The 14,896-nt window shown below is 47.2% G+C and carries 16 protein-coding genes and 2 pseudogenes; 3 read left to right on the top strand and 15 right to left on the bottom strand.

Translation table 11 applies throughout. The features are described from left to right. Positions 1-293 precede the first annotated feature (293 nt). The 3 genes from DWW13_RS16755 to DWW13_RS16745 all read left to right on the top strand — a co-directional run bounded on the left by DWW13_RS16755 (position 294) and on the right by DWW13_RS16745 (position 2,278). Positions 294-632, top strand: a complete 339-nt coding sequence (locus DWW13_RS16755) for a PqqD family protein (protein WP_118720625.1) — start codon at positions 294-296, stop codon at positions 630-632. Then, positions 629-1,036, top strand: coding sequence for a hypothetical protein (locus DWW13_RS16750; RefSeq protein ID WP_055221839.1), 408 nt, complete (start codon positions 629-631; stop codon positions 1,034-1,036). The genes DWW13_RS16755 and DWW13_RS16750 overlap by 4 nt, the downstream gene beginning before the upstream one ends. Positions 1,037-1,156: 120 nt before the next feature. After that, positions 1,157-2,278 carry a radical SAM protein gene (locus DWW13_RS16745; RefSeq protein ID WP_118720623.1) on the top strand — a complete coding sequence of 374 codons (1,122 nt, stop codon included), beginning with the start codon at positions 1,157-1,159 and terminating at the stop codon, positions 2,276-2,278. Between the two features lie 63 nt (positions 2,279-2,341). On the opposite strand, the gene DWW13_RS16740 is transcribed toward DWW13_RS16745, so the two are convergent. The 15 genes and pseudogenes from DWW13_RS16740 to DWW13_RS20230 form a co-directional block, all read right to left on the bottom strand. Then, on the bottom strand, positions 2,342-2,989 hold the full coding sequence (locus DWW13_RS16740; protein ID WP_226906874.1) for a glycoside hydrolase family 95-like protein: 648 nt from the start codon (positions 2,987-2,989) through the stop codon (positions 2,342-2,344). A 173-nt stretch (positions 2,990-3,162) separates the two neighbouring features. Beyond that, positions 3,163-5,307: a glycoside hydrolase family 3 C-terminal domain-containing protein gene (locus tag DWW13_RS16735; protein ID WP_055268352.1), complete on the bottom strand. Its 2,145-nt coding sequence runs from the start codon at positions 5,305-5,307 to the stop codon at positions 3,163-3,165. A gap of 232 nt (positions 5,308-5,539) precedes the next feature. After that, positions 5,540-6,145, bottom strand: coding sequence for a type IV toxin-antitoxin system AbiEi family antitoxin domain-containing protein (locus tag DWW13_RS16730; RefSeq protein ID WP_022462444.1), 606 nt, complete (start codon positions 6,143-6,145; stop codon positions 5,540-5,542). A 315-nt stretch (positions 6,146-6,460) separates the two neighbouring features. Then, positions 6,461-7,102, bottom strand: a pseudogene (locus tag DWW13_RS20240) (pyridoxal phosphate-dependent aminotransferase); the annotation flags it as partial. A 54-nt stretch (positions 7,103-7,156) separates the two neighbouring features. After that, positions 7,157-8,140, bottom strand: a pseudogene (locus tag DWW13_RS20235) (ABC transporter ATP-binding protein); the annotation flags it as partial. A gap of 5 nt (positions 8,141-8,145) precedes the next feature. Next, positions 8,146-8,526, bottom strand: a complete 381-nt coding sequence (locus DWW13_RS16720) for an ABC transporter permease (RefSeq protein WP_082424743.1) — start codon at positions 8,524-8,526, stop codon at positions 8,146-8,148. Beyond that, on the bottom strand, positions 8,511-8,864 hold the full coding sequence (locus DWW13_RS16715; RefSeq protein ID WP_117804665.1) for an ABC transporter permease: 354 nt from the start codon (positions 8,862-8,864) through the stop codon (positions 8,511-8,513). Before DWW13_RS16715 ends, DWW13_RS16720 begins: the two co-directional genes overlap by 16 nt. 96 nt (positions 8,865-8,960) lie before the next feature. Then, positions 8,961-9,299: a P-II family nitrogen regulator gene (locus DWW13_RS16710; protein ID WP_022462439.1), complete on the bottom strand. Its 339-nt coding sequence runs from the start codon at positions 9,297-9,299 to the stop codon at positions 8,961-8,963. A gap of 30 nt (positions 9,300-9,329) precedes the next feature. Next, on the bottom strand, positions 9,330-10,544 hold the full coding sequence (locus DWW13_RS16705; protein WP_117804666.1) for an ammonium transporter: 1,215 nt from the start codon (positions 10,542-10,544) through the stop codon (positions 9,330-9,332). Positions 10,545-10,617: 73 nt separating this feature from the next. Then, a complete protein-coding gene (locus tag DWW13_RS16700) occupies positions 10,618-10,956 on the bottom strand; it encodes a P-II family nitrogen regulator (protein ID WP_055221847.1) in 339 nt (112 codons plus the stop codon). Between the two features lie 249 nt (positions 10,957-11,205). Further along, complete coding sequence (locus tag DWW13_RS16695) at positions 11,206-12,561, bottom strand: NAD(P)-dependent oxidoreductase (protein ID WP_117804667.1); 1,356 nt, start codon at positions 12,559-12,561, stop codon at positions 11,206-11,208. A 612-nt stretch (positions 12,562-13,173) separates the two neighbouring features. Then, complete coding sequence (locus DWW13_RS16690) at positions 13,174-13,443, bottom strand: hypothetical protein (RefSeq protein WP_055221876.1); 270 nt, start codon at positions 13,441-13,443, stop codon at positions 13,174-13,176. A 16-nt stretch (positions 13,444-13,459) separates the two neighbouring features. Continuing rightward, entirely contained in the window at positions 13,460-13,708 is a 249-nt protein-coding gene (locus DWW13_RS16685) for a hypothetical protein (protein ID WP_147341985.1), read from the bottom strand. 18 nt (positions 13,709-13,726) lie between these two features. Next, positions 13,727-14,440 carry a metallophosphoesterase gene (locus DWW13_RS16680; protein WP_055221852.1) on the bottom strand — a complete coding sequence of 238 codons (714 nt, stop codon included), beginning with the start codon at positions 14,438-14,440 and terminating at the stop codon, positions 13,727-13,729. Positions 14,441-14,684: 244 nt separating this feature from the next. Next, a complete protein-coding gene (locus DWW13_RS20230) occupies positions 14,685-14,771 on the bottom strand; it encodes a helix-turn-helix domain-containing protein (RefSeq protein ID WP_117762139.1) in 87 nt (28 codons plus the stop codon). Positions 14,772-14,896: the final 125 nt, after the last annotated feature.

Below are 14,896 nucleotides of genomic sequence, written 5' to 3'. Positions count from 1 at the left end.
GCAGGCTAAAGTAACGAGAATGCGACGCGCAGTTTTCAAATTCTTTCTCTATCTTATCACGAAACCTCCTTTTCATCTATACTAAAAGTAAACATCGCAAAATTCGTTTTTGAGCAGATTACATTCCCATCTTTTTCCAGTTTTTACTTGACTTTTCCTAGTTCTTCTTTTATAATCATTTTGTAATGATAAATGTAATTTATTTCTGCGAACATTCTACATATTTTTCTTGCTGACTGCAGAAATACTTTCTGCCTGAAAAGGCACAGCATTTTGCAAGAGGGGAGTTTGTGATGGAACCGATTGCTTCTCCGACCCGGTCAGATTTGTTACAAAAGATAAATGAAAAAAAATATCGTGTCAATTCCGATTATCTACTGCGTGAAATTGCAGGGGAATATGCGATTATTCCCGTTGGGACTGCCTGTCAGATTTCGAATGCAGTGATGGTTCCAAACGATACCGCCGCATTTCTCTGGAATGCTTTTCAGCAGCCACGTACCATTTCGGAAGTCGTTGCACAGGCGTTAGAGGAATATGCGGCTGCGGAAGATACGATTCAAAATTCTGCTTTAAATTTTGTGCATGATACTTTAAGGTATGCATTATTAGAGGAGGTTATATCGTTATGAAGAAAGAGTGGATGGAACCTGTTGTTGAGGTTCAGGAATTTGCTGCAAATGAATATGTGGCGGCCTGCGGGGATAGCGGGAAAGTTTATAAATTTGTCTGCGATGCTGGACAATACGGTCATAATTATAATGTTTATTATTATGATGGATCTGGGCAAAAAAAATATATCGCAAAAGAAGGCTCATGGGGAGGCTGGGGCTCTCAAGCTCAATTTTCTGGATATCATCCTTGTAACAAGACTCATGAAGCGGAATCTGATAGTGGATTTATCAGTGGTTTTATAGATGACCAGTCTACCCGCGATGATGAAGCAACCCCCGTTGTCATCTGGACCGAAAATGGTACAAACGTTCATTGTACTACCAGATTAGACATCAATACTTGGGAAACCGCCAAATCCTGATTTTTCCACTAAATAATAATTTTTCAAACCACAGCAAAAGGATCGAACCCACTCGTTTCGATCCTTTACTATACCTATTAATAATTGGTTCATCAAACCACTTTTTTCGGAGGAACCTTTATGAACTACATGAACGACGCTTCCACCTTCGAGCGTTCTTTTCTCCAGAAAGCGCGCCAGCAGCACATTCCTATTACCGGCGCGCTTGAACTTCTGCCACTCTGCAATATGAACTGCGACATGTGTTATGTCCGTCTGTCCCGTTCAGAAATGGAATGTCAGGGACAACTCCGCACAGTTGATGAATGGATTCTGCTTGCACAGCAGATGCAAAAAGCCGGTACACTTTTTCTTCTTCTGACCGGCGGTGAACCACTTCTCTTTCCTGATTTCAAAACACTATATCTTGAGCTTCGAAACATGGGCATGATTCTTACCATCAACACCAATGGAACCCTGCTGGGCGAATCCTGGGCTGATTTTTTTGCTGAGTACAGGCCGCGCCGCATTAACATCACGCTCTACGGTGCCGATGCCGCTTCCTATAACCGTCTCTGCCATTACCCCCAGGGCTTTGATCAGACCGTCCGCGCCATCCGTCTGCTCCGCGAACGAAACGTTGATGTCAAAATCAGCTGTAGCGTCACTAAAAAGAACGCGCATGATTTTCCAAAAATCTTTGTTCTCGGAGAAAAGCTTGGAGTCCCCGTTCATGCCGATCACTATATGATGCCCGCCGTCCGGGAACGCTCCCTTCCTTTTGATGCTCAGGTCCGCCTGAACCCGGAAGACGCCGCTGCGCTTGCCCTGCAGACACTGAAACTGCAGCTGACCAGCGATATTTTCCGGCAGTACGTTCATGAATCCATCCACCGCGTCAACAATCCGTCTTTTCCACGGGGCAATGGTCATATCTCCTGTCTTGCCGGAAACTGCTCCTTCTTCATCAACTGGCAGGGCTTTCTTTTCCCCTGTGTGATGTTATCCGAAATCTCCGCCCCTGTTTTTGATCTTGGATTTATTTCCGCCTGGGAAAAAGTTTCCGCCGCTGCACAGAAGATTTCCCTAAGTTCCCAATGCTGTCAATGCCGTTTGCAACCGATATGCCGCACCTGCGTCGCAGCCGCGTTTTTAGAAACCAGTTCTTATCGGGGAATGCCTGGTTATCTCTGCCGCTATTCCGATCATTACTATCACCTGCTGCTGACAGAAGAAGCTTCTTTTTCCTCCATCGCCTTATAGTCTTTACATATGCTGAAAACGCCGGACAGATTTTTCTCTGCCCGGCATTTTCTATCTTCATGTTTATGATTCAAGCAGCTGCAATACCGCATCCAGAATAACTGTCTCACCTTTTTCCAGTTTTACCGCTTGACGCATCTCTCCATACACAACTTCCCCTTCATACGCCTGATCCGCCGTAACCGCACACCGTGTCAGTTTTCCATTCTCCCACGCAAGTGCAATCGATGCATTTCCAACCAGCCGCAGGCCTTTCACTTCTCCATGATCCCACGCCTTCGGCAGCGCCGGAAGGAGAATGATTTTGTGTTCTCTGCTCTGCACCATCGCGCGCTCCAGCTTTTCGGTAATCTTCTCTGCCAGCACATCCTGCACACGCGGCTCCCATGCGGCAACCTCTTCCTTCGCATAACGGAACGTACTGTCCGCGCCGAAGTACAACACGGCCTCATCTGCCTCTTCGATCACCAGAGTATGACCCATGGTATACACACGGCCGCCCGTTGCTTTTGCCGACAGGCACATGGCAAATTCCAGGGCATTTTTTCCGAGGTTTCCGCTCAGATAAATCGTGTGATCGTTGACCTTTCCTGTACGGTCAAAATATTTTGCACGGTTCAGCATCACCTCAACCGACACTTTTCCCTTCGGTGCACGAAGATGCAGCACCATACAGTCCGCCGGTCTGGAAATGAAGCAGGTTCGGCAGATTTCCAGCGATCATCGCACCAAGCCGTCCATTGCCGAGCGGCAGTGCTTCCTCTCACTCTGCGGCTGGTTTTATATACCATAATGTACTCATATCCTGTCTCTCCATTCTGTCACCAAAAGAGGGAGGCAGACGATTCCACCTCCCTCTTCGTTTTTCAATTTCTATCTAATACTTAATACTCGACGTTCTCTTCATTTCCTTCTTTTCTGACCGTCAGAATCTCTGTCTCACGTCCTGTCAACGCGCGGCTTCTTTCGCCCGGCTGCTGTCCGCCGATGGAGATTTCATACTCGCCCGGCCGTACGACACATCCGCCGTCCTCTGTGATAACAGCAAAATCTCTTGCATGCAGTGTCACGGAAACCTCTTTTTCTTCTCCTGCCTGCAGTTCCACGCACGCGATGCCTTTTAACTGGAAGCCTGGCTCACCCGGCTGTGCGTTTTTGTATTTCACATAAACCTCTACGCTCTCATGCAGCGGATATGCACTCTCATTCTTCACCTTCGTGCACACGGTCACATCGTCGAGCACCGCGCTCGTCTCCTGCTCCGTTTTTGCGCCGCTGTAGGAAATTGTTCCATACGTCAGTCCATATCCAAATGGATACAGAATATTTTTATCAGTATAGCGGTAGGTTCGTCCTGCCATGCTGTAATCGGTGAACTCCGGCAGATTTTCTGTTCCCTGATAGAAAGTCACCGGCAGTTTTCCGTTCGGTGCATAATCGCCGAACAGCGCCTCTGCCACGGCTTTTCCGCCGCGCGCACCCGGATACCAGCTGTCAAGAATAGCCGGTACATGCTCCTCGGCCCAGGACAGGTCGATGGCACTTCCTGCCGAGAGAACGAGGACTACCGGTTTTCCAACCGCTGTGATTGTCTCAAGCAGTTCCTCCTGTAAGCCCGGCAGATTGAGGCCCAGCTTATCGCCGCTCGCGTATTCGTTTCCGGCATCGCCTTCCTCGCCCTCAACAGTTGCATCAAGTCCAAGGCACAGAACGACAACGTCTGCGTGCTCAGCGGCAATGACAGCCTCTTTGAAACGGTCTTTGTCCTCGCCGAGTCCTTCGACTTTATTTTTATACAGATGACAGCCCTCTGCGTATGTCACTCTCACATCATCACCGACATACTGCTGAATTCCTTCCAGCGGTGTGATGTATCTGGACGATGTTCCCTGATAGTTTCCAACCAGCGCTGCTCTCGAGTTCGCGTTCGGTCCGATCACGGCGATACTGCGGATCTTCTTCACATCGAGCGGCAGCATATTGTTTTCATTTTTCAGCAGAACCATACTTCTTCTCGCTGCCTCGACGGACAGATCAACATGCTCCTTGCACTCGACTAGATCGTAGGACAGATCTTCGTACGGTGACGGATAGTCTTTCATCATACCGAGGCGGATGCGGATTTCCATCAGGCGCTCAACTGCCGCGGTGATTGCCTCTTCGGATACCAGGCCATCCTCGTATGCTTTCGGCAGATGCAGGAAAGCAACGCCGCAGTTCAGGTCACAGCCGTTGTTGACAGCACGCGCTGCGGACTCCTCTACATTTTTGGTCACTCTGTGGTGCTCATGGAAATCTATGATTGCCCAGCAGTCGGAGACAACATGGCCTTCAAAGCCGAACTCATCGCGCAGGATGTCCTTTAACAATGTCTTGCTTCCGCATGCCGGTTCACCGTTGACACGGTTATACGCACCCATGACTGCCTCGACTTTTGCATCCTTGACACAGCGTTTGAAGGCATACAGATAGGTGTCATACAGATCATGTTTGCTGACTCTTGCGTCAAACTCATGGCGGATCGCCTCTGGGCCGCTGTGGACGGCGAAATGTTTGGCACACGCCGCTGCCTTCGGGTGATCCGGGTCAGGTCCCTGTAATCCGCGGATGTAGGCGCATCCGAGCTCACCGGTCAGATACGGGTCCTCACCATATGTCTCATGGCCGCGGCCCCATCTCGGATCACGGAAAATGTTGACGTTCGGTGCCCAGAAGGTCAGGCCTTTGTAGATGCCGCGGTCGCCTTTTCTCGAAAACTCGTTGAATTTTGCACGTCCCTCGGTAGAAACAACATCACCGATCTCCTGCAGCAGCTCTTTATCAAACGTTGCTGCAAGGCCAATAGCCTGCGGAAATACCGTTGCCACACCAGCTCTTGCCACGCCGTGCAGCGCTTCATTCCACCAGTTGTATGCCGGAATGCCAAGACGCTCGATCGCCGGTGACTGATAGACCATCTGGCTCATTTTTTCTTCCAGCGTCATCTGGGAAACCAGCTGTTTTGCATACTCTCTCGTCTCTTTACTCATAGGTAAAATCCTCCCGAAATTTGTTGCCTCTATTGTATCGCCACGTTTCCCGTTCGGCTAGTCAAGTATTGCTCTTTGCTTCTCATTTTATGCGATTTTTGCGAATGACACAGGGGAACATACGAGGAAATCGTGTATGCGTAACCATCCGATATACACGCAGAAACTCCCGGCAGAATTTCTCGTATAAGATCTTCCGTCGGGAGTTTCCCTTATCTATTCCTGTGAAATTTTATTTCTGATACTCTTCCTCGATATTTTTTACCGCACGGAGCTTGTTCGCGTATTCCAGAATCTCTTCTTTGGAATATTTCTGTTTCCGGCACCAGGTGAGGATTTCTTCTTTTACTTCCTCCGGCATCTTATTGTTCATGCGCAGACAGTCACAGAAGGTTCTCTTCGGAGAATAATATTTGTAGGAACCAAACTCTGTCTTTTTCTCACAGATTTCGCCCGGGACATCGGCATTCTGGAAATAAAAACGTCTGATTTCAAAATTTTCCAGATCCATTTTTTTTCGGTCTGTCCGTGCTGTTGCAACTGCAATCGTAGCCGGCTCTTCTTTCAGCATTCCGGCAAGCCATGCAGCACTGTCCATGCAGATGACTGCGCGTGGGTTTACTTTCGCAATTTCAATATATTGATAGTCTTCCGGTTTTTCATAACCACAGTCCTTGCACCAGTACCAGCCGCGTGCAAATCGTTCCAGACTTCCTTCCTCTTCCATTTCTGCCAGCTGCAGTACGGTCACCTGATGATCTCTGAGGTCTGCGAAGCTCATATATCCATGATGTTCTTTAAATAACGTCGTGATCTTCTGGTATGTTTTAAAAAGCATATTTTCTTTCCCCTTTCAGGATGTGATACATCTTTTTTCATCTATAGGCGTTTGCACATATAATATTCCAATTTTCATGGAATGGCAAGCACTAATTTGCAAAAACCATGTTTTTTCTCTGTTTTTTTCTTATTAGCTGCTGCTAACATATTTCTCTTTTCATCACTTATAAGTATACCTTTTTTACCTGAAATATGCAACCTGCTGATCCGCTTTTTCTGTTCTCATACCAGCAGAAAAAGACCGGATTTTTTACTTCTCATCCGGTCTTTTTCTCTTTCATTCTATCTTTTAACGTTTACCGTAAAACCTTTTTCACTCTGCCGCTTTCTGTGCACAGACATTCAGGTTCCAGGAAGCGGAACATTTCCGCATGATTCCAATCAGCTCTTCGGAGCCCAGCGCATAGCCGACACGAAGGCCTGCCATCGCATAATATTTGGAAAAGGTGCGGAGAACCAGAATCGGTTTTTCCGGATGCGCTTTCATATAATCGACCATACTACAGCAGTCCGGCTCGGTGGCAAATTCCATGTATGCCTCATCCATCACCAACAGAACGTCCTCCGGAAGGGTATCTGCGAATGCTTCCAGCTCCCCGATCGGCACATACGTTCCGGTCGGGTTATTCGGATTGCAGATCACCACGATTTTTGTTTTTTCACCGATTTTTTCTTTCATGGCAGGGAGATTAAATTTCTGCTCCTCGGTTACCGGTACGGAGACCGGCACACCGCCATTTAAATACGCCATGTCGGCAAATGCCCCGTAGGTCGGCGCGGAAAACAGCACCTCATCTCCATCGTCCAGAAAGGTCAGTCCGATCATATCGATCATCGCACTCGATCCGGCTCCTGTCAGTACATTTTCTGCTTTTAATCCGTACTGCTCCGCTACCTTCTGTTTCAGCAGTACTGCTGCAAAATCAGGATAAAAATGGCTACCTGCCATAGAGTCCTCCAGCGCCGCCTCCTCCCCGGAAACTGTGATTTTTGTTTCATCCATACATTCCAGCCAGCATCTGCAGCAGTGCGTCTCGCTGTAGGTTGTCACCGGAGAGGCCTGTACCTCACATATCTTCATAGTGTAAGGACAGCGGCTCATAAATGCACAGCCCTTCGGAAGCTTTAAGAGGTCCGGCGGTGTTCCCGGAATCGGAGCGAGCGGCTCGTCGTTATCCTTTGCCGAATTGTTGATACTGTTCAGAAGACCTTTCGTGTACGGATGATGCGGTTCGTAGAAAATCTCATCGACGGTTCCCTCTTCTACGATCTGGCCGGCGTACATAATGGCAATCCGGTCGCACATAGAAGCGACAACGCCGAGGTCGTGGGTAATCATGATAACAGAGGTTCCTTTTTCCTTCGTCAGCTTTTTCAAAAGCTCCAGAATCTGTGCCTGTACGGTCACATCCAGTGCGGTTGTCGGCTCATCTGCGATAATCAGCTCCGGGTCACACGCCAGAGCCGTCGCAATGATGATTCTCTGCCTCATACCGCCGGAAAATTCGAACGGATACTGATCGAGCCGTTTTTCCGGACTTGGAATTCCGACCTGCCGCATCAGCTCAATGGCTTTCGCTTCCGCTTCTTTTTTGGAGCAATTCTGATGCTTTCGGATTCCCTCTGTCATCTGAATTCCGATTTTCAGGATCGGATTCAGAAATGTCATCGGATCCTGGAAAATCATGCCGATGCGGTTTCCGCGGATCTGCTGCATTTTCTTTTCATAAGCCCGTTTTTCTTTCCGGTCCTTCATGTGCGGCGGAGAAATGTTTTCTCCGTCGAAAAGGATCTCTCCTTCTTCCACTCTGCCGTTCGATGCCAGAAGCCCCATCAGGGTCAGCATGCCGACACTTTTTCCGGAACCGGACTCGCCGACAATACCAAGTACCTCGCCCTCTTCCAGATGGTAGGAAACATCGCGGACTGCGCTGACGGTTCCCTGCTGCGTTTCAAATTTTGTTGTGAGATGGCTGATTTCGAGTAAACTCATACGCTTCACCCCCTGGTTTTCTTTGGATTAAAGGCATCGCCGATTCCCTCGCCGAGGAAGTTCAGGGAGAAAATGGTGATACAGATGCAGATGGTCGGCAAAAGCAGCTGTCCCGGGTGCATGGTAAGCACCTGACGGGCATCCTGTGCCATGGAACCCCAGCTTGCCATCGGAGCAGAAATGCCGATTCCGATGAAGCTTAAGAAGGCTTCCGTAAAAATGGCATTCGGAACAAGGAAGGTAATCTGTACAATGATCGGTCCGATGGCATTGATCAAAAGGTGACGGAAGAGAATTCTCGCATCACTTGCTCCGATGACGAGTGCTGCCATGGAAAACTCCTGCTCCTTTAAGGCAATCAGCTGGCCTCTTACCTGACGAGCCATGCCGATCCAGCCCGGAATGCAGATACCGCAATAGAGAGAAGTCCGATGCTTAGCGTGTACGGAAATCCTCTTGCGATCAGTGTATTAACAGAAACGTTCTTTTTATAGGAAATGCCGAGATCTCCGTGCATCAGATTTTCCATGTAAAGAATATACTGTTTCCACATGGGTTCATCCAGTCCGTAGGTCGATTCGAGCTGTTCAATCGCGCTCCGGGAAAGATTATCCGCCTCGAACGGGCTGCCCGGCATAATCCGAATCAGGAAAAAGGTAATGGTGATCAGTGCCCAGATTGTCACCACTCCGATGAATAAACGTTTTATGATGTATCTTACCATGCAGCATTCCTCCCGTTCCGGCTTTTTTAGCTCAGAAGAGGCAGCCGAACGATCTGCTCTGGCTGCCTCTTTGCACCTTTTTACTGTCTTTTGTTTTTATAATGCTTCCTCGCCGCGCTGGCCGGTACGAACCCGGATGACGTCTGCCACTTTCTCGACAAAAATCTTTCCGTCTCCGATATTTCCGGTACACAGCTTCTTTTCCAGAAAGCCTTTTAATACTTCAATTGTCTTATCGTCACCGACGGTCTCGAATTTGCATTTCATCAGTACATTCGGTCCGCTCATGGTTCCACGGTACATCACCCGGTAACCCTTCTGGTTTCCATATCCGGTGATATCCGTTTCCATCACGCCGTACACGGCACACGATTCCATGATGTCGATGACATCCTCCCGGTTCGCGGGTTTGACAATAACTGTCAGCTTTTTCATATCCGCACCACCTTTTTTATTGATCCTTTTTTATTTATCATTATGGAAGTGGAAGTTTGCATAAGCGCTGCATCCGTGCTCGTGCATATCCAATCCGTCGATCTCTTCCTTCTCGGTTACGCGAAGTCCGATGGTCTTTTTCAGGACGAAGAACAGAATGAACGCCAGGATCAGGGTATATGCTGCAACTGCTACAAAACCGATCATCTGGGTGATAAAGCTGCATCCCTCGCCGAAAATACCGGTGAATAAGGTTCCGAGTGCTCCACAGACACCGTGTACACTGATTGCACCAACCGGGTCATCGATTTTTACGACTTTATCAAAGAATTCAACTGCGAATACAACGACAACACCTGCAACTGCTCCAATGAACAGTGCCTCGTAATCATTGACTACATCACAGCTTGCTGTAATAGCTACCAGTCCGGCCAGTGCGCCGTTCATTGTCATACTGATATCCGGTTTTCCATAACGTACCCAGGTAACAATCAGGGTAACAAGTGTTGCTGCTGCTGCCGCAAGGTTTGTAGTCATGGCAATGTCGCCAAGATTATAGGTTGCTGCTGTGGTAGATCCACAGTTAAATCCGAACCAGCAGAACCAGAGGATAAAGACACCAAGTGCTCCAAGCGGAAGGTTATGACCAGGAATAGCAACCGGTTTTCCCTCTTTTGTGTATTTTCCGATACGAGGTCCGACCATTTTTGCACCGGCAAGGGCACACAGACCGCCGACCATATGAACTGCGGTAGATCCTGCAAAATCATGGAACCCGATCTGGCTTAACCAGCCGCCTCCCCAGATCCAGTGTCCGGTGATCGGATAAATGAAAACGCTGATCGCTGCGGAGTAAATCAGATAAGAGATAAATTTGGTTCTCTCTGCCATAGCTCCTGATACAATCGTTGCCGATGTTGCACAGAACACGGTCTGGAAAATCATGAATACGCCGATCGGCAGTCCGTTGAACATGCCGTCTGCATCTGCCAGCGATTTCGGATTAAAAAAACCGGCGGTTCCGATAAAAGCATTGCTTCCTCCGAACATCAGCGCAAATCCGATGATAAAGAAGAAAATAGAGCCGAGCACGAAATCCATCATGTTCTTCATCAGAATGTTTCCTGAGTTTTTCGCTCTTGTAAATCCTGTCTCCACCATGGCAAATCCGGCCTGCATAAAATACACCAGAAAGGCTCCGACCATGGTCCATACGATATTGAGTAATACCTGTGTGTTTTCCATAATAAGTTCCTCCTCATTCCCATCTTACCTGTTCCCGTCTGCAGATCTTCTGAAACGGTGGCTTTCAGATTTTTTAAAGTGCCTGTTCGCCGTGCTCACCTGTCCGGATCCGCACTGCATCTTCGACATCGTAAACGAAAATTTTTCCATCGCCGTAGTTTCCGGTTGACAGGTTTTTCACAACAAAATCAACGATTTTCGGAACCTTGTCGTCCTCCACAACGGTCTCCACTTTAACCTTCGGAAGCATTTTGGCCACGATTTCCGCTCCACGGTACATCTGACGATATCCCTTCTGATTTCCATATCCAAGGATATTTGTGATCATCATACCGTTTGCCTTCTGCTCCTCGAGGAGTAGCTCCAGGTTTTCGAGGCTCTCCGGACGAATTACAATTTCCAGCTTTTTCATGATTTTCCCTCCCTTTCCGAACCGGTCCCTGTACAGCTTCTGATTTTTCCGGCTGCGGATTTCTTTTTTATCCGCCTTCCCGGTTTTCTCTTCCATTCATTTACCGGCTCTGCTGCTTCTATATAGAAATCTGTTTTCTGACAGATTTTCTAACCTCTTCTTTCATGCCTGGACTGTTCCGCAGCTCTGCTGTTTTTACAGTTGTTTTTACAGTCGTTTTTTTGCATCTGCTTTCACAATCCGCTGTTTTTAATTAATCACACTTGTCGGCATTCCCTCCAGGTACGACCGGAAGTTTTTCACCGCCAGATCTACTGCACGGAGTCTTGCTGCCTTCGGCTGCCAGGCGATATGGGAAGTAATAAAGGTGTACGGCGACTGCATCAGCGGAATCTGATACTGCGGCGGCTCATTTGCGACAACATCGAGTCCTGCCATATAAACCTTTCTCGATTCCAGCGCCTCAAGAAGCGCCTCCTCATCGATGATGATTCCCCGCGCGGTGTTGATAATGATGACACCGTCCTTCATTTTGGCAAATGCTTCACGGTTCAGCAGGTTTTCTGTTTCCTTCGTATGCGGACAGTGAATGGAGATCACATCCGACCGTTCGAAAATTTCTTCCATGCTGACCTGCTCGATGCCGTCATACTGCGGCCCCGTCTTTTTGTGACGGCTGTTTGCGATGACCTTCATGCCAAAGCCCTTTGCCATTCTTGCCGTCCAGAGGCCGATCGCGCCAAGTCCGATGATTCCCATCGTTTTCTGGTAGAGCTCAATCTGCGGCACGAACAGTTGATTGTAGCTTGCCTGCGGATTCGTTTCTTTTTCTTTCCAGTACCCTGTTTTGGTGTAATCGCTCTGTACCGTCACGTTATGACAGATGTTCATGAGCAGTGCCATCGCATACTGGGCAATGGTGACATCACCGTAAATCGTATTCGTTATGGTCACGCCCCGGCGTCTTGTCATTTCCACATCGAAGTCTTCAAATCCATGTCCCAGCGTTGCGATATATTTCAGATTCGGATGCGCTTCAAAAAGCTTTTCGTTGATCACTCCTTTGTGGACCCAGATACCAAGTGCTGCGTCGGCGTTCCCGATCTGACTGCTGTAATCTTCGAAGATGTACCTCTTTTTCCCCTGATGGATGATACGGAACTTTCCGATCTGTGGTACGGTCTGCAGCATTTTGTTCCACTCTGCTTCTATTTCTTCGTACGTCAGATCGATGGTTCCCGGGTCTCCCTGAAAAACGACTACCTCATAGTTTTCTTCTTTCATACGCCTCGCCTCCTGTTGTGCAATCAGTCCGCAGATCATAACGAGCTGTTCGGCTGCGTGACACGCTGTTTTCTTATCCCCGCTTCCGAGGAACTGTGCTCCGACAACGGAACCGCCGCTTGCCATCGATGTGAAAATCACGATCAGCAGTACACAGATCGTATTGACAAGTGAGATTCCGGAAACAGCCGTTTCACCGGCCCCGGATACCATTACCATGTCTGCCATACCGACGGTAACGGCCAGCACCTGTTCCACAATCAATGGTACGATCAGCCGGACCAGACGCTTTCTGTCAAATAAGACGTTTGTGTTTTCCATCGGACTTTCTCCTTTCCGGTAAAATCAAAAAGCGATCTGGAAATCTTCCTTCCAGATCGCCCCGTTGCGAACTCTTTACTGACGTTTCTCCTTGGGATTGAAAAACGCGGCACGAAGCTTTCCCTTCGTACCGCGCCTTTGCGAATCCACTACTTATATGGAGTTTATCTTGAAAAACAGACAGAGCGTTTTCCGGTTTTCTGAGAGTGTTTTTTGGGAGAAATAAAACCTTGGAGAAAGGGAGAAAATTACAAACGGAGCGATTCTATTCCCAGAACCGCTCCGTTGCGTTATCTTTACTCTATTCTTTTTCTCTGCTGTTTTTCAACATAGGCACATTCTAGCGGAATTCCCGCTTTTTGTCAATCCTTAAATTTTTCGATGATTTCCGGTCTTTTTCATCAGTTCTGTCAATTTTACACAATTTCACCGATGTTTTTTCGGTTGTTTCTGAACATTTTTCTCATGAACCTTTGAAATTTCTTTGTTTTCTTTTAAAATCGCGGAAAAACTCCGGCAAAATTCTGTGAAAATTCAGAGCGGACGCCAGACTTGGCATTCATCAAATATCCGCTACCTGTCTGGAGCGTGTTTGAAAAAAGCTCTGTTATGTCAGATCCAGTCAAAATCTCCGCCGGTAATCGCAAGACTTAAGAGTGCATCCATCTTTTCCACTTCCTCTTCGCCCTCAATTTTTTGCAGCAGCACTGCGGTGTCCAGCACATCCTCCAAAGATTCGCCAGGTCCGATTTCATAATCCACCTCCGCCTCGCAGTCCGGGCATGGGATTTTTTCCATCGTCTGAAGGGATAAAAAGCGGTTGCCGCATTTCTTGCATTCATAATAACCACATGTTTTGGTTCCGTCTGGTACGTAATACATTTTTTCATACTCCTTTTTATTTTTCATACTTCTCAATGATACACTGATGTTCTTTTACCGCATCCGTGAACTCGCTGCGGATTTCTTCATTTGGAATGTACGCCATCTGTTCTCTTCGATCGTATGCCAGATAGCCTAAGTGAATCAGTGCAGTTAAAACGTCATCTTTATTTTTAAATGTCACCATATCATTCTGATACGATTTCGTTTTTACTTTCACTCGTTCCCCGGACATCATCGTAATAATGTCTGTTATAATATGCATCCAATTACGTATCGGATTCTACATCTTAATTCCGCAGTATTCCCATGTCACTGTATCGAGCAAGAGGAACTCCTCTGTTCCAATCGGCTTTCCATCTCTGTAAGTTGAAAACACATCCGTGCTAATCAGATTTCCCTCTTTCGTAATTGCATCCATAGGTGTATGACCTACAACCTGCAACAACTTACGTGGCTTATATAATCTCATTTTTGAATGCTGTGGTCTCAGCCAGATCGGCGATGCATCATTCCACATCTCGATTCTTCCGAGCTGATTAATCGTCTCTAACACAGCATCCACATCATTATATTTTGCTCGCGGAACATATTCCTCTACAAAGAAATTCAGTACGCCTCCATGAGAAAAGAGAACATTGTCTATTCTCTGAACATATTTAATGGGATTATCTTCTGGAACAGCCTCTCGCAAATCCAACAACTTTCTTTGCACTGTCATTGAAGCCATGGAGCTATAACCGCTCTCCAGACAATGCCACAGATAACTCAAATCGTGATTCCCGTAGCACCAGGCTGTTTCCGGAAATGCTTTTGCAAACCGAATAGCCTCATCATAAGTTTCTTCATAAAGTCCGACATTATATTGCTTGTCCCAATCATCAGGGATGTCCATCAGACATACCGCTCGATCAGCAATTCCCTGATGCATAAGAGCTGTAGCCTGTTTAAACATCTGCGGTTTAAGATGAACATCAGGAATTACTAATATCTTCATACCATCATACCTTCTTATACTATTCTACTGGATATATCACCCTTTGTCCGGATATCTTCCAACTGATACCGCATTTGCAATGTCTTAATCCAATGAACTGCTGTTTCATAGCACCACCACAGACAGGACATCGTTTTGCTTTTGATCTCATCGCTTCTTAGTAAAGCTTTGCGCCTGCAGGAATCTCATCGCTTACCATGCTCAAGTTAAGCTTCTCTTCTCCATTTACCTGAGGTACAGCTGATCAAGATGCCGAAGCGATGACACAGCCGAACGTTCTGGCAAACAAAACTTTCTGCACATCATCGGGGTAGAATTTGACCCAAAACATTACAAAGGAAAGTGACCCTGTACGACAAAAACATTATACAACAAAAAACACTGATTGGTAGACTTCATCAATATTTTTTTCTACAAACTATAAATGAGCAAATCCAAAATATTGCACAAAAGAAA

Source organism: Blautia sp. AF14-40 (genome assembly GCF_003479665.1).
Classification (GTDB): domain Bacteria; phylum Bacillota; class Clostridia; order Lachnospirales; family Lachnospiraceae; genus Fusicatenibacter; species Fusicatenibacter saccharivorans.
Note: the sequence above shows the minus strand (reverse complement) of the source record. Positions and strands in the feature narration are given on the sequence as shown.